The organism is Nocardiopsis oceani (assembly GCF_054777395.1).
On record NZ_BAAHAR010000047.1, the window covers coordinates 54998 to 71095 of the forward strand.

13 protein-coding genes are annotated in these 16098 nt (G+C 73.6%); 8 read left to right on the forward strand and 5 right to left on the reverse strand.

The genetic code is table 11. The features are described 5' to 3' along the window. Positions 1-62: 62 nt before the first annotated feature. The 4 genes from ACYVDG_RS25740 to ACYVDG_RS25755 form a co-directional block, all read right to left on the reverse strand. On the reverse strand, positions 63-1700 hold the full coding sequence (locus ACYVDG_RS25740) for an ABC transporter permease (protein WP_460758834.1): 1638 nt from the start codon (positions 1698-1700) through the stop codon (positions 63-65). Beyond that, on the reverse strand, positions 1697-2623 hold the full coding sequence (locus ACYVDG_RS25745; protein WP_460758836.1) for an ABC transporter ATP-binding protein: 927 nt from the start codon (positions 2621-2623) through the stop codon (positions 1697-1699). Before ACYVDG_RS25745 ends, ACYVDG_RS25740 begins: the two co-directional genes overlap by 4 nt. Beyond that, positions 2620-3306 (reverse strand): TetR/AcrR family transcriptional regulator, encoded by a 687-nt coding sequence (locus tag ACYVDG_RS25750; RefSeq protein WP_460758839.1) that lies wholly within the window; start codon positions 3304-3306, stop codon positions 2620-2622. The genes ACYVDG_RS25745 and ACYVDG_RS25750 overlap by 4 nt, the downstream gene beginning before the upstream one ends. A gap of 75 nt (positions 3307-3381) precedes the next feature. Continuing rightward, complete coding sequence (locus ACYVDG_RS25755) at positions 3382-4386, reverse strand: hypothetical protein (RefSeq protein WP_460758841.1); 1005 nt, start codon at positions 4384-4386, stop codon at positions 3382-3384. 136 nt (positions 4387-4522) lie between these two features. Here ACYVDG_RS25755 and ACYVDG_RS25760 point away from each other — a divergent pair, with 136 nt between their 5' ends. Beyond that, positions 4523-5056 carry a DUF1697 domain-containing protein gene (locus tag ACYVDG_RS25760; protein WP_460758843.1) on the forward strand — a complete coding sequence of 178 codons (534 nt, stop codon included), beginning with the start codon at positions 4523-4525 and terminating at the stop codon, positions 5054-5056. A gap of 127 nt (positions 5057-5183) precedes the next feature. Further along, complete coding sequence (gene cas6 / locus ACYVDG_RS25765) at positions 5184-6131, forward strand: CRISPR system precrRNA processing endoribonuclease RAMP protein Cas6 (protein WP_460758846.1); 948 nt, start codon at positions 5184-5186, stop codon at positions 6129-6131. A gap of 188 nt (positions 6132-6319) precedes the next feature. Here the strand turns inward: cas6 and ACYVDG_RS25770 are convergent, their stop codons facing one another. Further along, a complete protein-coding gene (locus ACYVDG_RS25770) occupies positions 6320-6526 on the reverse strand; it encodes a hypothetical protein (RefSeq protein ID WP_460758849.1) in 207 nt (68 codons plus the stop codon). 157 nt (positions 6527-6683) lie between these two features. Between ACYVDG_RS25770 and ACYVDG_RS25775 the strand changes: the two genes are divergently transcribed. The 6 genes from ACYVDG_RS25775 to ACYVDG_RS25800 are packed head-to-tail and all read left to right on the forward strand — an operon-like array spanning position 6684 to position 15774. Further along, on the forward strand, positions 6684-8492 hold the full coding sequence (locus ACYVDG_RS25775; RefSeq protein ID WP_460758852.1) for a hypothetical protein: 1809 nt from the start codon (positions 6684-6686) through the stop codon (positions 8490-8492). After that, a complete protein-coding gene (locus ACYVDG_RS25780) occupies positions 8489-9175 on the forward strand; it encodes a hypothetical protein (RefSeq protein WP_460758854.1) in 687 nt (228 codons plus the stop codon). Before ACYVDG_RS25775 ends, ACYVDG_RS25780 begins: the two co-directional genes overlap by 4 nt. Next, positions 9172-11010 carry a hypothetical protein gene (locus ACYVDG_RS25785; RefSeq protein WP_460758857.1) on the forward strand — a complete coding sequence of 613 codons (1839 nt, stop codon included), beginning with the start codon at positions 9172-9174 and terminating at the stop codon, positions 11008-11010. Before ACYVDG_RS25780 ends, ACYVDG_RS25785 begins: the two co-directional genes overlap by 4 nt. After that, on the forward strand, positions 11007-12827 hold the full coding sequence (locus tag ACYVDG_RS25790; RefSeq protein WP_460758859.1) for an RAMP superfamily CRISPR-associated protein: 1821 nt from the start codon (positions 11007-11009) through the stop codon (positions 12825-12827). Before ACYVDG_RS25785 ends, ACYVDG_RS25790 begins: the two co-directional genes overlap by 4 nt. Continuing rightward, positions 12824-13576: a hypothetical protein gene (locus ACYVDG_RS25795; protein WP_460758861.1), complete on the forward strand. Its 753-nt coding sequence runs from the start codon at positions 12824-12826 to the stop codon at positions 13574-13576. The genes ACYVDG_RS25790 and ACYVDG_RS25795 overlap by 4 nt, the downstream gene beginning before the upstream one ends. Then, positions 13576-15774: a TIGR03986 family type III CRISPR-associated RAMP protein gene (locus ACYVDG_RS25800; RefSeq protein WP_460758863.1), complete on the forward strand. Its 2199-nt coding sequence runs from the start codon at positions 13576-13578 to the stop codon at positions 15772-15774. The genes ACYVDG_RS25795 and ACYVDG_RS25800 overlap by 1 nt, the downstream gene beginning before the upstream one ends. Positions 15775-16098 lie beyond the last annotated feature (324 nt).

Here is a 16098-nt window from a genome sequence, read left to right on the forward strand (position 1 = left end):
GCCGGGGAGGTTCAGTGCCCCGGCCCTGCGGCTCCGGGGCCGGAGAGCGGGCTCCGTGCGGCTCAGGCGGCGACGTCGCGTCGGCGGAACCCCGTGAAACCGGCGGCCACCAGCACCGCCGAGAGCGCGAGCAGCAGCAGGACCGGGGACGGTGCGAAGTCTTCGGCGGGCATCCGGGGCACCGCGTTGAACGGTGACAGTCCGGGTGCCCAATGCGCGACGCCGAACAGTTCGCCGAGCTTGCCCACGAGGAGGGCGTAGCCGACCAGGACCCAGACCGCCGTTCGCGCAGCACTCGGCACCCACCCGTAGCAGGCTGCCGCCAGGGCGACCGTGAGGAGGAGCGGCGCGGTGTAGACCAGGGCGGAAGCCAGGGTGCTCGGGACCAGGCCCGCGTCCCCGGTCGACACCGCACCGGCCGCGCCCAACCCGAGCGCGCTCACGAGAAGGATGCCCGTGCCGAGGGCGGCGGAGACCGCGATGTGGCTCCAGAGCCACCGGACGCGGCCCATCCCCGCCGCCAAAACGGGCTCGGTCAGCCCGCGGGCCTCGTCCGTGCGCGCCCGCAGGAGGGCGAAGGAGCCCGCGTAGAGCGCCGAGAAGATGGCCAAGAGCGAGACCAAGTGGGCGATCAGGGCGTCGACCACGCCGCCGTCGGAGCCGGCGAGGATGGCGCGGACCGCTGCCAGTTCGGCGGCGAAGTCCTCGATCCCGCCGAGCAGGACGCCGTAGAGGAGGGCGAAGGCGAGGATCCCGGCCGCCCAGCCAGCCGCACCGGTGCGCAGCAGCCGCCAGACCAGGCCGTACGGGTTCACCAAGGAGTCTGCCGCGGCGGCGGGTCCCCGCCGGGCGGGCCAGAGCCCGGACCCGACATCGCGCCTCGACGTCAGCGCGACGGCGAGCGCGGTGAGTGCGGCGGTGCAGGCGACCGGCAGCAGCAGCGGCCACCACAGGTCGTCGACGTAGGGACTGGTCCGCTGGGCCCAGGCGATCGGCGACAGCCAGGAAAGCGGGGAATCGGCGACGTCCCCGATCGCCCGGACGAGGAACACCGCGGCCACGACCAGCCCGGCCAGGCCGCCGGACCTTCCCGTGTGCTCGCTGACCTGGGCGGTGACGGCGGCAACCCCGGCGAACACGAGTCCCACGCCCGCCAGTGCCGCTCCGAACAGCCACGATCCGGCCCAGTCGACGCTGTCGATCCCGGCGCCGCCCAAACCGACCGCCACGGTGGCCGCCACCGCCGCGTTCGCGATCGCCGCTACCGCGAGGGCGGCGGCGAGCGGTGCGTGCCTGCCGACGACCCCGGCCCGGAGCAGTTCGGCCCGGCCCGCCTCCTCCTCGGCGCGGGTGTGGCGCAGCACGGTGAGGATGCTCATCAGGGCGACGAGTACCGCGGTCCAGCCCATCATCTCGTTGGTGAGCATCGCGCCGATGGTGTAGTCGTCCACCCCGATCCTCGGACCGGAGAACGCGACCCCCGCCGGGTCGGTGATCAGCTCGGCTCGGAGCCGGCGCTCCCCCTCGTCCCCGTACGCACCGGGCAGACCGGCCGCGAGCCCGACTAGGGAGAGGGAGATGGCGAGGATCCAGGCGGGAAGGCGCACGCGGTCCCGGCGCAGCGCGAACCGCAGCAGCACGGCGGTCCCGGTCAGGTTCGCCGTCGCGGTCGGCCGTGCGCGTGTGGCGGTCGGGGTCATGACGGGTCCTCCCCGTAGTGCCGTATGAAGAGCTGTTCGAGCGTCGGCGGCTGCGAGACGAGTGACCGGATGCCCAGTTGGTGGAGGTGGCCGATGACCGCGTCCAGGTGTTCGCCGTCGACGTCGCAGCTCGCCTCCGGGCCCGCTACGCGGAGGTTGTGCACGCCGGGGAGCTCGGCCAATCCGTCTGGGGACTTGTCGGTTCGGGCCTTCACGCTGGTGCGGCTCAGGTGCCGCATCTCGTTGAGGGTCCCGCTCTCCACCACGCGGCCGTTGCGGATGATCGAGACGTGGTCGGCCAGCGCCTCCACCTGGGCCAGGATGTGGCTGGAGAGCAGTACGGTGCACCCGGCCTCCGTGGCCTCGCGGATGCACTCCTGGAACACGGATTCCATGAGCGGGTCCAGCCCGGCCGTCGGCTCGTCCAGCAGGAGCAGCTCCACGTCGGAGGCGAGCGCGGCGATGAGCGCGACCTTCTGCCGGTTGCCCTTGGAGTAGGTGCGGCCCTTCTTGGTCGGGTCCAGGTCGAAGCGCTCGCACAGCGCGTCCCGGCGGCGGCGGTCGAAGCGGCCCCTCAGCCGGGCGAACAGGTCGATGGACTCGCCGCCGGTGAGCGCGGGCCACAGCTCCACGTCGCCGGGCACGTAGGCCAGCCTCCGGTGCAGGTCCACGGCGTGTTTCCACGGGTCGTCGTCGAAGAGTCGCACCAGGCCGGCGTCCGCGCGCTGAAGACCGAGCAGTACCCGGATGGTCGTCGACTTCCCCGCTCCGTTCGGCCCCAGGAAGCCGTGGATCTCTCCCCTGGGAACGGACAGGTCGACCCCGTCGAGGGCACGGGTGCTGCCGAAGGACTTGGTCAGCCCTTGGACTTCGATCGCGGTTGTGGTGCTAGGCGCGGCCGCATCGGTGTAGAGCGTGGTCATGGTGACTCCTCTTCGGTTTCGTGCCGCTCCGGGACGGATCCGGTGCCGTCGCGCACTGTCGTGCCGAGGGGTGCGGAGACCATGCCGCCTATCGTTCGGTAGACGTCGAGCGCGGCCGCCCCGATCCGCGGTGAGGGGGTCGGTCCGTCGGTGCCGAGGTCCATCACGCGCGTGAGCTGGTGGTGCAGGAGGGTGGTGCCCAGGCTCATGGCGACCATGGTCGCCGCCGCGTCCCGCGCCCGGTCCGACCCCTGCGGGTACCCCTCGGGGTCGTACTCGGTGAAGAAGTCGGCGGTGCCCGCGGTGATGGCGTCGAACATCGCCGCTCCCTGCTCGTCGGAGTCCAGGGCGGCACGCGCGGCGTAGGGAAGGACCGGAGCGGCCCGGTCGTACAGCGACCGGAACAGGTCCAGGTCGGGTGCGCCGCCCTCTTGCCGGGCCAGGTCGATCTTGGCGCGCACCAGCGCCAGCACCCGTTCGTTGCAGGCCTCACGTAGTCGGTGCTTCGTACCGAAGTGGTGCTGGACCAGGCCGACGGACACGCCGGCCGCCTGTGCGATCGAGCGCATGGTCGCGCCGGAGGCCCCTCGCTCGGCGAACTGTCCCAGGGCCGCGTCCACGATCCGGGCCCGTGCAGTGAGGTCCTCGGCGGGTCGTTCCTCCAAGCCATACATGGAAGTCATGAAACAATACAAGCATATTGCCGATGGGTGTGGCAAGGAACGACTGCGCGAAGGAGTCGATGGGAGCGGAAGGGGTCAGCGGCGGCTGCGGGGTTCGGCCTTGGCCAAAGCCTCGGCGAGCTCCTCCAGGAAACCCGGCAGCTCAGGCAGGACCCGGACGTGGTCGTTCCACTCCTGGGCGATCTCGGTGGCCCGCTGCTCGACGGACTTCTCGTCGGCCCGGCGGACCGACCGGAGCAGTGCCCAAGCGGCGACCGCCACCAAGGGACGGGCCGCTCCCCGGCCCCGGAGCTCGAGGTCGCCGACGACCGACCAAAGGCCGTCCTGGCCGGGTGCGGGCGCCACGCGGCCCTCGGCCCGCGCCAGCCTGTGCTCCACCTCCAGCGTCGCCGGGGGTTCGGGAGACCCGCCGGCGGCCGCCGCGAACCAGGCGCGCAGATCCACCCGGGCGGTCACCTGAGCCCTGAGCAGGCTCGAACCGCGCTTGACCAACGCACTCTCCACCGGGAAGCCCAGGTCCGCGTAGGCGGTGACGGTCTGTTCGGCGCGGTCATGGGACACGCTGCCCGTGGTGACCGGGGCCTGGCCGTCCTCGGCGCCGTCCCGCATGGCGAAGTCCACCGAACACACCCCCGACTCGTCCCAGGCGGTCACCGTCAGGTCGGTGCCCACCCAGCCCTCACTGCCCTCCCCGAAGACCGGAGCGCCCTCGGCGTCGACCTCGGTCAGGAGATACCGGCTGCCGGGGGCCAGGTGTTCCCCCGAAAGCAGCCTCAGCGAGAGGGATGCCTCGCGCACCGCGGCCTCGTCCGCCCGGTCCTCAGGAGAGGACAGGTCGGCCAGCCTTTCGTCGCGCTCGCGTTCGCGGTCCCGTTCCGCGCGTTCGGCGGCGCTGGGGACCAACCCGAGCCCCTCGGCGCGCCGTTCCAGGCGCTCCCGGTCCCGCTCCTCGGGCAGGAGGAGCTCGCCCGAGTCGTCGAAGCGCGCACTGCGCAGGACCTCCTGTACCGCGGACACTGTGCGGGTGACGTCTCCTCGGTCCACCGGGTCCAGGTCCAGGGTGTGGCTCAGGCGGGGCATGCGCCCTCCGCTTCGGCTCTCGGGTCTTTGAGTGTGGCCAGGCCATTGTGTTCCCTGCGGGCAAGGGCGGACAAGCGCCGGTAGGGCACGGGCGGGGCATGTGTGACTGTCGTATGGCTCGGGCATCGTGAGACGCATGACCAGACACATCGTGCTGCTGCGCGGTATCAACGTCGGCAAGCACCGCCGTGTGGCCATGGCCGACTTCCGGTCCCTGTTGAGCGGGCTCGGCTACACCGGCGTCGCCACCTACATCCAGAGCGGCAACGCCGTTCTCACCGCGGACGAGACCGACCCGGAAAAGGTGGCCGCAGCCGTCCGCGAGGCGTTGCACCGCGAACTCGGCCTGGACGTGCCCGTATTGGTACGCACACTGGACCGGTTCCGAGACGTGGTGGCCGCCAACCCCCTCCCGGTCCCCGACCCCGCGGTGTTCTTGGTGCTGTTCTGTTCCGAACCGGTGGACACGGCCGCTCTGGCCGCGACCGACGAGTCCGCCTACCCGCGTGAGCGGATCGCCGTCACCCCGACCGAGGTGTTCACGCACCACGAGGCGAATTCGCGCGAGGCGCGGCTGCCCGCCGTGGTCGCCCGCCACTGCCCGGGGGAGATCACCGCGCGAAACTGGCGGACCGTCCTGCGGCTTCTGGAGATGGCGGAGAGCGCCTGAGCGCCCGGGTGGCGCACAGGCGCTCGGGACTGTCCGAGAGAAGTTATCGGTGAACTGAGTACGGCGGGGCTCCGGGGCCCGAGGCGGGGCCGCCGTCGCCGCGATCACGTGAAGGGTGGTGGTGTCCGTGCCCCAACGGTGGACCGTGATCCTGCGGGACCGGGCGGACACGGCGCGGCCGATCCGGCCGGAGGACTGTCACGGACTACTCAACCGCTGGTGGCCGCATCCGGCCTCGGAGCACACCGCGGCCAAACGCTGGGCGATGAACGGGTGGCCGCGGCCGTTGGGCGACCGGCTCCACCACTGGACGCTCACCTGGCTGGACGACAGTTCCCCGGTGCCCCTGGACCCCGGGGAACTGGTCGGTTCCGTGCAGCGCATCGGTGACCACGTCCTCGAGCCGCTCTCGGTCACACGTACCTTCGACCGCACCTACACCGAGATGCTGACCTCGTCGCGCGGGCCGTCGTCGGTGCGCGCCGCGGAGGTGCGCACCCAGACGCCCGTCGTGACGACCACCCGGGACACCACCGGCGAGCGCATCCCGCACATCTGGCCCAATCCCCGTCGCCTCTTCGGCGCCGTGCACCGCTCCGGCGGCGGGATCGTCGGGGGAAGCGGCGCTGTGGGCGCGGTGGCCCGGTTCGCGCCTCCCGCTCTCGCGGCGCCCTGGCTGGAGGAGGCCCTGTCCGGACTGGGGCAGGTCCGCCGTTCGGCCCTGCCCGGGCAGGACGTGCGCCTGGCCGAACACCACCATGCCGAGAGCCGGACCGTGCTGGGCTGGCGCGGCGGTCTGCGCCTGGAGGTGTTCGGCGCAGGGCACCGCAATACCGACTGCTTCACCACCTTGTTGGAGCTCTTGGAGCTGGCGGGGATCGGCAAGTACACGGCGCAGGGCTTCGGTTCGGTGCGGGTGGACACGGTCACCCGCGGCCGCCTCGCCGCCGAGGTCCCGGCCCCTCGTTCCGGCCGGGCGTCCCACCGCCTGCGCCGTACTCCGCACCGAGTGGGGGACCAGCGGGCGCATGCTGTGGCCGAGGCCGAGGAGTTCGGGGGAACGCTGTTCGACTGACCCCGAGCCTGATCCGCCAAGACCGTGATCCAGCGGCCGTTGCCTGGAGGTAGCGGCCCACAGACCGCCGGTTCCCGCCCGAGGACGGAGGGCGGGGACCGGTGCCCACCCGGTGGCCGGGCGGTCACCGTCGGATCGGCTCCCACCCGGTGGACGGGGTGGGAGCCGATCTTTGTCGTGTGCCCACGTCAGAGCGGGTTCCGGTGGGAGCGGCGACCCGGTGCCGCGCCCCCTCCGCACTCCCGGTGGACGTTGTTCTCTCGCAGGGACCGGGCCAGACCGCGCAGGTGGGGTAGGAGGTCCTCGGGGGCCAGGGCAGCCCCCGTTCGCTTGCTGAAGGAGGGACGCTCCGGCTCTGAACGGGAGAGCCGCTCGTGTCCGTAGGGGGTCGGCATCGTCGTGGACCTTTCTGGGAGCGGAACGGGGAAGGGTCCGTGCACCCAGCTCTCTCGGACAGAGACGCGGTACTGTCCGAGAGAGGTCTGCAGACCCCGAATCCCCTTCGGCGCCCGCGCCGTGCCCGCCGTCCCCGGCCACGAGGAGTCCGTCGCGGTGACCCAGGCCCCCGAGCACCGACCGACCGAGCACACCGCCCCCCGGCCCCCCGCCGCAGGTGTGCTCGTCGGGGTGGACCTTCGGGGCATCCAGGCCTACGTGTACAGCGGGCGGCGCATCCTGGACGCGGTCGGCCGGGCCGCGCTGGTCGCCGAACTCACCGACACCTCAGACCCCGTTTACGGGGTGGCCGACCTCGTGCCCGAGGACTGCGTGGTCCTGCGGGACGCGGGCGGTGCCCTGACCGTCGTCCTGCCCGACCTCGCGGAAGCCAGGCTCTTCACGGCCCGCTACACCCGAAGGCTCCGGGACCGCGCGGGTGACCTCACCCCGGTGGTCGCGTTCGTCACCTACGGCCCGGGGGCCGTGCCTGTCGCCGGGGCGCACCCGGTCCCCGACGTGGACACCGCCCTGGCCGAACTCCCGGTCCGCCTGCGCCGCGCCCGCCGCCACATGTCCGCGCTGCACACGCCCGCGCACGGTTACGGGATCACTGCGGCGTGCTCGGTGAGCGGCGCCCCGGCGGAGTCGGTGGACAGCAGCAGGTCCTTGGACGACCACGCCCGCGTGTACGAACGGGTGGCGGCCGACGTCGCCCGGGCCCGGGGGATCGGCCGCCGCTGGCACCGCTCGCACAGTGACGCCTGGCTGGCGGGGGCGGGCACCGCCAGCGGACCAGTCGAGCTGGCCCTGCCCATGGAGGTGGACCGCCTCGGCCGCGACCACGGGGACGTGAGCCGGGTCGCGGTGGTGCACGTGGACGTCAACGGCCTGGGCGAGATCCTCGGCGAGTACCGGGAAAGGGCCGGTGACCCCGGGGTGCCCGGCTCCGGCGCCCAGGCGCAGCGCGCCCTGTCCACCCGGATCGCCGGGCTCACCGAAGGGCTGGCCCGTGCTTTGGTACGCGCGGTGGCGGCCGCGGTCCGGGTGGAGCCCGGGCGGCGGCCGGTGATTCCGGGGACCGGTGCGGGCGGGGCCGTCACCTTGGACCACGAACCGCCCGGACCCGTCCGGTTACCCGTGCGCCCGATCGTGGTCGCCGGCGACGACCTCACCGTGCTGTGCGACGCCCGTCTGGCCCTGAGCATGGTGCGGTACGCGCTGGACTGGCTGGACACCGACCCCGAGCGGATCGGCGACACCGAAGACCCCCGTGTGGCCCTGCACCGCGCCCTCACCTCCGTCCACGGTGAAGGGGGTCGGACGGTGGTCGGGCCGGACGGTGGCCGGCACACCACGTTCGTGCCCACGGTCGGTGTGGGGATCGCGGTACTGCCGGTGGGCGCACCGCTCTCGCTCGGATACGAGCTGTGCGAGGCCATGTGCCGTCTGGCCAAGGCACAGCGGGTAGCGGACACGGACGCGGACCCGACCGCCGCCGAGGAGCACACCGTGGCCTGGACGGCGCGGTTCGACGGGGTCGACCGGGTCCTGCGCCGCTTAGAACGCGCGCGCCGGGCGGGGCCGCCCCGCACCGCCCTGCCGATGACGGGCACGGCCTTCGCCGGTTTCCTGGACCGCTACCTGTCAGCGGAGGGCGGTCTGCTCGCCGACGGTGACGCCCGCCAGCGCGGCTGGTTGGTCTCGGCCCTGGTACCCCTGCTGGTGTCGGGGGCCGACCCCGGACCCGAACTGGTCCGCCGCGCCCACGTGACCGGGCGCCCCGTGGTCCTGCCCGAGGGCTGGACACCCGGGGAGCTGCTGGACGCGGTCGGAGTGATGGACCTCTTCGTGGACCCGGGCCTGGCCGAGGAACCTGCGCCCCCGTCCCCCCTGCACGGGCCGCACGGGGGTGGGCAGCGGTGAGCACACCGGATCGGATCGTGGTGCGCCTGGCCTCCCCGGCCCTCTTCGTCGGGTCGAGCGAGGACGGTACGGGAGCCGACACGGACGTGGTCACCGATGGGCAGGGGCTGCCCCAGCTGCCCCGGCACCGGCTCGTGGCCCGGCTGCGTGTGGGGGCGATCAGTGCGCTGACGGTCGCGCCCGGCCTATCGGCGGCGGTGGAGCGGGTGTTCGGCCGGGAACGTTCGCACGGCGCCGACCGGATCCTGCGGGTGGGGCACGCGGTCCCGGGTGACCCGGTGCGCGCCGCCGTCGCCCACGCGCTCGCCGGCCGGACCGAACCCGCGCGCTCCACCTTGCGCAGGGCCGTCACCGACGCGCACACGACCCTGGAGTCGGGGGTCGAGATCGGCCCGAACGGGGCACCGGAGCCGGGCCGTCTGCGCACCAACCGGGTGCTCCTGCCCGGACTGACGCTGACCGCGCCCCTCACCTGGTCGGTCCCCCCGGAGGAGGAGCACTGGCGCTGCTTGGCGCGGGCCTGCCTGGCCACCGACCAGATCGGGTTGAAGGCCACCCGCGGCCGGGGCCGGGTGGACGTACGCCTGGCCCGGTCCGACGACCCCGACCCGCACGCCACCACGCTGGACCTGGCCGGTCCGCAGCGGACAAGGACGGAACGCGAGAGCGGTCCGCCGCCATGAGTTCCACCGACCGGGGCGACCCGGGCGCCTTCGCCGTGTGCGCGTACCTGCCCCTGCGCTACGTGCTCACCGACTCCCTGGCCGTACGCACCTCCTTCGACCCCCTGCGCGTGGACTCCGAGACCACGGTGAGCGGGCGCGCCCAGCGCGGCATGCTCGCCGCTGTCCTCCAACGCGGCGGCCTGGAGCGCGAACTGGTCGAGTGGGTGGCGCGCGGCGACCGGGTCCGCTTCGCCCCGGCCCACCCGAGGTTGGAACAGCACGCCTGGGACGGCGTCCAAGTGGTCGCCTACCCCCCGCCCGCGCACCAGTACACCCCCGGCAAGGACGGCGACACGCTCGTCGACGTCTTCGCCGAAGGCGCCGACGACCCGGGCACCCCCTACCGGGCGGTCCGGGACCCGCTCACACCTGACCGGTCACTGCGCGCCACCGTGCGGTCCACCGCTGAGCGCTACCTCGGGCGGGCGCGGACCGGTGTGCCGGGCCAGGGGGTGCCGTTCTTCACCACGAGCCTGGACCCGGGCCAGGTGTTCGAAGCCCGTTGGCAGCTGCGCGGCCCTGATCACGCCGACCTCCGGGAGCTCGCGGCACGGATCGTCGCCGTCCTGGCCGATGCCGAAGGCACCCTCACGCTCGGATCCGGCGGCACCCGGGCCCACGGCGGGGTCTCGGTGGGCCCGGTGCACCCCGAACGGCTGCTGTCCCCGGACCGGGTGGAGTGGTCGGGGGCGGACCGCTTGCGGAGGGCGGGTGAGACCGTGGACCTGCTGTTGCTCTCCCCGGCACTGGTGGTGGGAGAACAGGGCCAGGCGCGCCCGCACGCCCTCGTGCCGGAGGTCCGGGCACTCCTCGCCCGGTGCCTGCCCCGAACCCCCGTGTCAGTGGAGGCCGCGCACGTCGAACCCGTCCTGCTCGGTGCCTACCACCGGAGCTACCGCGGTCCCATGGCCCAGCGCTGGGCGGCCGCCCCCGGCTCCGTGGTGCGGCTGCGCCCCGGCGTCGACCTCTCCACAGCGCGGATCCGGGAGCTGGAGGCGCACACGCTGGGGGAGCGCGCCGTGGACGGGTACGGCCAGTTCGTCCTGCTCCGCCCGCCACCGCCCCGCCCCGAACCGCTCCCCCCGATGTCCGAACCCGTGCCCGCCCGGCGGGAGGGCACCGCCACCCTGCCGGACGGCCGCGTGCTCGAGGCCCCCAACCCGTTGCGGCCCGAACGCGACGCGGAACTGGGAGCCCTGTACGACGAACTGCTGTGGAACGCCGCGGCGCAGCCGGTCCGCGACCACGCGCGCGCCCTGGCCCGGGCCTCAGCGGGCACGCTCGCCCCGCTCACCCCCAGCCTCTTGGGGCGGCTGCGCGAGGTGGTGGCCCGTACCGACCGCACCCCCGACCAGGCATTGACCGCGCTCGCACATACCCTCTCCGGGGCGTCCTCGGGCTCCGGGCCGCACAAGGTACTCCGGGAACGGGCCGTGCGCGCGCTACAGCGGGCGCGGCTCGCCCAACCCGAAGGGCCGGGGCACACCACGGTCCACCGGTGGCTGGGGGGCCTCTCCGGTGGGGAGGCCGCCGTCACCTGGTGGCGGGCCAACCGCCCCCGGCTCGCCCACGAACCGGCCTACGCCCGGGCCGTGGCCGCCGTCGACCTCGCGTCCCCGGACGGTCTGCCGCCCAGCGATCGGAAGAGCGGACTCTCGGACCAGGCCGAGAGATGGGAACACCGCGCCTCCGCGCGGCTCTGCCTACTGCTGGTCTCCTCCTGGCTGGCGGAGGCGGCGCGGGTCCTGCGCACCGAGCAGGAACGGCCCCGGGGCGGGGGTGCGGCGCGGTGACCACGGGACCCGTAGACGCGCACGGCCCTCGTCCGGACGCCGTGGTGTGGGAGCTCACGGCCCGGCTGCTCCTGCTCACCGACGCCCACGTGGGCGCCGCACGGGCGACGCCCCGGCACGCCGCGGAGAGCGACGTGGACCTCTCACTCGACCGCGACCCGCGCACCGGAGAGCCCCGGCTGCGTGCCACCACGCTCGCGGGCCTGCTCCGCCACGAACTCGTCGCTCGCACCGCGGACCCCGCCGGCGCCGCCGCCCTCCTGGGTTCGGGCAACGCGCACGCAGCCACCGGAACGGGCGTTTCGGCCCCGTCACCCAGCGCCCTGGATGTCGACGACGCCCACGCCACCCTGCCGGAGTCCGCCCCGGTCACAGTGCGGGTGGGCACCCGGGTCGACCCCGCCACCGGCGCCGTGCGATCCGGGCGGATGTGGCAGTGGGAGGTCCTGCCCGCCGGGACGGTGTTCACCGCCCACTTGCGGCTGCACATAGCAGCCCTCGCCGACGAGGCCCGGCTCCTCACCCAGTTCGTCCTGGCGGCACGGGGGTTCGGCGGCGACGGCCCGGGCATCCGGATCGGCGGGAGTTCGGGCCGCGGCCACGGGGCGGTGCGGGCCACCCGGTGGGCCGCGGTCCGCCACGATCTCACCGACGAGCCCGGGTGGTTCGGCTACCACTCCCGTGGCTGGGAGAACCGCTGGCGGGAGGGGCGTGAGGCGTTGGCGGCCTCCGGAGCCACCGACCTGGCCGCCCTCTTGGACACCGGGCTGCACGAGCACGGTCGCACCGCGATCGCCGCCCACCTGGCCGCGAGGGCCCTGAGCGTGGACCGGCGGCAGCGGGCCGAGCTGCGCCTGGAACTGAACGTGGCGGAACGCGCCGAACCCGCCCCCGAGACACCACCGTCCTCCGACGCCTCCTCGTTGCGTCCGGGCCTGCTCCTGATCGGGGACGTCCCCGAGGACGGACGGCTGGCCGAGGTAGATCGCGCGCACCGGCGGCGGCCGACCGTCTCCGGTAACGATGACGACCAAGTGGAGGTCCGCCCGGTCCTCGGAGACGCCGCGCTGTTCGCGCTTCTCAAGCGGTTGGGCGGCCGACTGGTCCGCGACGCCGCCGAGCACCTGCGGGGAGCGGGTGCGTCGCGGGAAGCCGGGGCGCAGAGGGGTTCCGAGAGGGACGGGGAGTGCGGGCACTGGCGGGCGTGGCACGATCACTGGTGGGGCGCCGACACCGTGCACCGGCCGGGCGCCCCTCCGGTCCCGCCCGTCCCCGCGCGGATCCGCCTGCGTGCCACACCCGTGCTGACCGGCGGGGCGCCCCTGACGACCACCCGCCTGACGGTGGACGCCCTGTTCGGGGACGCCGTGAACGGCCGCCTGTTCACCAAGGACCTGCACTGCGGGGGGTCGTCCGAGGCCGTCCTGGACATCACCGAACCCGATGACGCGATCCGGGGCCTGCTCGCCTTGGTCGTGCGGGAACTGGCCACCGTCCCGCTCGATACGCTCGGCGCGGGAGCCGGGAGCGGCAACGGCAGGCTCTCCGCCACCGGGGCCGTCTTGGTCACCTACAAGGGAACCGGGGAGGAACCGGAGCGGGTGGACCTCCTGTCCGCCCTGCGCGCTCCGGACGGCGAGGCGGCAAGGACAGTGCGCGGGTGGCTCGCCGCCCTGCACACCCGGCTCACCGAAGCGGACCACGGGCACGGCGTCGAGCCCGAGACGGGGGCTGGTGAGGGATACGGGGCGGAACCCCCGGCAGGGGTGGAATCCCGGGCAGGCGGGAAACCCCGGGCAGAGGAGGATCAGACGTGAGTGTCGAGGCCCATGAGCCGCCGGCCCCGGCCGGTGTGACGGTCCGGCCGCTCCCACCCGAGCGGATCGACGAGGTACTGGCCGACGTGTTCGTCCGGGGCGACCGCTGCCGTGCCCTGGACGCGGCCGGACCTGCCGGGGCCTCCGGCGGCCCACAGTGGCTGCTGGCCGAGCTCGGTGACGGCCGGATCACCGGATCCAGCCCCGACGGCCGGTGGCGCCGATCGGACAGCCCGCCCACCGAACACCTCTCCGCGCCCTCCCTCGACCCCGCGACGGACCGCTGGCGGGTCCTGGAGGTGCTCGTGTTCGGCCCGCACGCGCAGATCCGCCTCGGTGAGGAAGCGGTTTCGGGGTGGGTCAGCGCCGACGCGCCCGGCCCCCTGCCCGCGTGGTTGCGCCCCCGTGACCGGTCCTTCCTGCTCCAGGGGTGGACCGGCACCGCCCACAGCCGCACTCTGGAGGGTGACGTGCCCCTATCGGTGACCCGGGAGCCTTCGGGGACCGAGGCGGTACTGCCGGTGGCGTGGACCGACTTCTCCGGGCGTCCGCGCCCGCTGCCGGAACGGGGGCGTTCCGCTCTGGAGAGCACCGGCACCTGGTTGACCGTTCGGGAGTACTGGGCGGAGGATCCCGTCACGGGCGCGGTCGGGGTGGTGTTCCACCGGCTTACGGGACTGTGCGCCGGGGCCAAACCCACCGGGCCGGAGTTCGAGGTGGGTACCGGGGACCGGACCGAGGAGTACTGATGGTGGACCCGCGGCACGTGGCCGACCGGGTGGGACCGGGCAGGCGGCCCGGCGGTTACCGGGCCACAGCCCCTTACGGCCTGGTCCGGCTGGCCGAGGCCCCGCTGCCCGCTACCGCACTGCACTCCGTGCACCACACCGGCGACCTGCTCCGCTCACACGACCGCACCGTCCCCGGTACGTACTCGGGCTGGATCGATCTCACCCTGACCACGCTCACCCCGACCTTCGTCGGCCAGACAATGGGCCGGGGGCAGGTGTCCGCCTCCACCCGCTTCCCGCACGGCGGCCGGTCACTGCCCGCCGTGCCCGGTTCCACCCTGCGCGGCCTGGTCCGCAACACGCTCCGCATGCTCACCAGCGGGGAGAGCGGCCCGGTGAACACGCCCATGCTGTTCTTCCGAGCCCCGGTGCGCATCGACCCGGACAGCTCCGACAGCTCCCTGTCCACGCGGGCCCGCAAAGTCATGGCGCAACAACACGGCCACTACCGCAAACGCCGCGCGGGCCTGAGCACCAAGCAGGGGTTCCTGTACCGAGCACCCCGGGGTGAGGGGTGGTTCGTCGTCGAGGTCCCCGCCACTGCCCTGGAACCCGAACCCGGCCGGGCCCTCAAGGTGTCCTTCAACGTGCTCCGGAAGAGCCTGCGCACCTGGGACTTCGGGGTCACCGACTTTCCCGACCCGCCTCGGGGCAACACCTACGTCCCCGCCGCCCACGCACAGCACGGCCGTCTGCAGCACCGCTGGGTGTACGCGGTGCACCTGCCCGGGGAGCGCAAGGTCGCCGCCGTCGCGCCCACCGAGGAAGAGGCCCGCGCCCACCTGGCCGACCACACCGGACCTGCCGGAGGCGGTGTGGTCCCGGCCCTGGTGGTCCTGACCGGGGCCGCCGCGGGGAACCGGCGCAACGCCTACCTGTTCCCCCGGCCCCGCGACCTGCGCACCGGACGCCTCCCCGTCCCCGACGCCATGGTGGAGCTGTTCGAATCGGCGGAGCAGGTCACCGGCTACCAGCGGGCCGCCTTTCCCGACACTCTGGGGGCCGGGGGCAACGACCCCGAACGGCCGCCCGTCGCCGGGGCCGGAGGGGGAGGACTGCCGAGGAGCAGCCTGGAACCCGTATGGTTCGACGTCGACCTCCCGGGCCAGGTGGTCTCCTTCGGGCGCTCCGGCGGATACCGGATCGCGGTCAGCGACGACAACCCGATCCGCCGCGCCGTCCCGAAGGAGGTGCTCAGCCCGCAGCACGGCGACGCGAACCGCTCCGACCGGGCCGGGCGCACCGTGGACGTGTGCCGTGCGCTGTTCGGCGACACCGACGTGTTCGCGGGCCAATCCGGGGCGCTCAAGGGCAGGGTGTCCTTCGGCAACGCACTCAGCACCGACCCCGACCCCGACTACCCGGACGGTGCTGCCCTGCGCGTGCGGCTGCTCTCGCCCCAGCGCGGCTGCTTCGCGAACTACCTTGTCCAGGGGCCCGACGCGGCCTCGGGTGACCGCCCCGACATCGTCACGTGGTCGCACGAGGGCCGGGTCAGGCTGGGTGGTTACAAGGCCTACCTGCATCGGCACGACGCGCGGCTGGGCAACCCCGTCCGCTACGACGAGCGCGCCCAAGACGACCTAGGCATCGCCGTCCTGCCACCGGACGCGGCCGCGGGCCCGCCCCGCGACACCCAGCGCGACATCGTCCCGCTCCGGGACGGCCTCACCCTGCGGTCCCGAATCACCTTCACCAACCTCACCGACGCCGAACTCGGCGCCCTGCTGCGCGCCCTCCTGCTCGCCAACCCGGTCGGCGGCGGCGACCCCACCGACCCCGAGCACGCCCACAAGATCGGAATGGGAAAGTCCCTCGGCATGGGCAGCGTGCACCTGAGCCCCGAGCTCTACCTCGTGGACCGCCACGCCCGCGCCGCCGACCTCTCCCTGCGCCCCGACGCCGGAATCAGCCGGGCCCGCCCCGACCTGGTCCAAGCCTTCCTGGACGCCTTCTCCACGGCTCTCGTCGCCCACCGCCTCACCGGATCCGCCGACCCGGATCGCTGGCCGGAGGTCGACCAAGCCACCGACGTATGCCTGGCTACCCGCTGGCGCCACCGCCTGCCCTGGTCCGATACCGCGGTGATGTCCCTGCGCCAGTTCGCCGAGTACCCGGTCCTGCCCCCGCTCACCGAACGCTTCCGGGACAGCTGAGCGAGCTGAGCGAAAGGACTGGCGGAAGAGGCGTGACAGGCTTGCAAGCCACCTGCGGGTGTTGGAGTTGGGGCGCGCCTGACAGCACCCGTGGGTGGGCGCTCGGTGGGTGGGTTCAGGCGTGGTGGGTGCTCAGTGGGTTGGGGCTGTTGGGTGGGGGCTGTTGGGTGGGGTTTGCCCGTGGGGGTGTTGGTCTCGTGCGGGTGGTTTCCCCGTTTCCTGCCGCTTGATGGTGGCCGTCTCCGCTGCGCGCCTCAAGGTCGTCGCCATCGAGCGCTTCGCGCGTCATTGGCGCTCCACCTTGACCCGCTTCGCTGCGACGGC

What these genes read in the sequence shown, in the direction of transcription:
- ACYVDG_RS25740 (WP_460758834.1), bottom strand. Translation starts at nt 1,700, where the DNA reads ATGACCCCGACCGCCACACGCGCACGGCCGACCGCGACGGCGAACCTG.
- ACYVDG_RS25745 (WP_460758836.1), bottom strand. Translation starts at nt 2,623, where the DNA reads ATGACCACGCTCTACACCGATGCGGCCGCGCCTAGCACCACAACCGCG.
- ACYVDG_RS25750 (WP_460758839.1), bottom strand. Translation starts at nt 3,306, where the DNA reads ATGACTTCCATGTATGGCTTGGAGGAACGACCCGCCGAGGACCTCACT.
- ACYVDG_RS25755 (WP_460758841.1), bottom strand. Translation starts at nt 4,386, where the DNA reads ATGCCCCGCCTGAGCCACACCCTGGACCTGGACCCGGTGGACCGAGGA.
- ACYVDG_RS25760 (WP_460758843.1), top strand. Translation starts at nt 4,523, where the DNA reads ATGACCAGACACATCGTGCTGCTGCGCGGTATCAACGTCGGCAAGCAC.
- ACYVDG_RS25770 (WP_460758849.1), bottom strand. Translation starts at nt 6,526, where the DNA reads ATGCCGACCCCCTACGGACACGAGCGGCTCTCCCGTTCAGAGCCGGAG.
- ACYVDG_RS25785 (WP_460758857.1), top strand. Translation starts at nt 9,172, where the DNA reads ATGAGTTCCACCGACCGGGGCGACCCGGGCGCCTTCGCCGTGTGCGCG.
- ACYVDG_RS25800 (WP_460758863.1), top strand. Translation starts at nt 13,576, where the DNA reads ATGGTGGACCCGCGGCACGTGGCCGACCGGGTGGGACCGGGCAGGCGG.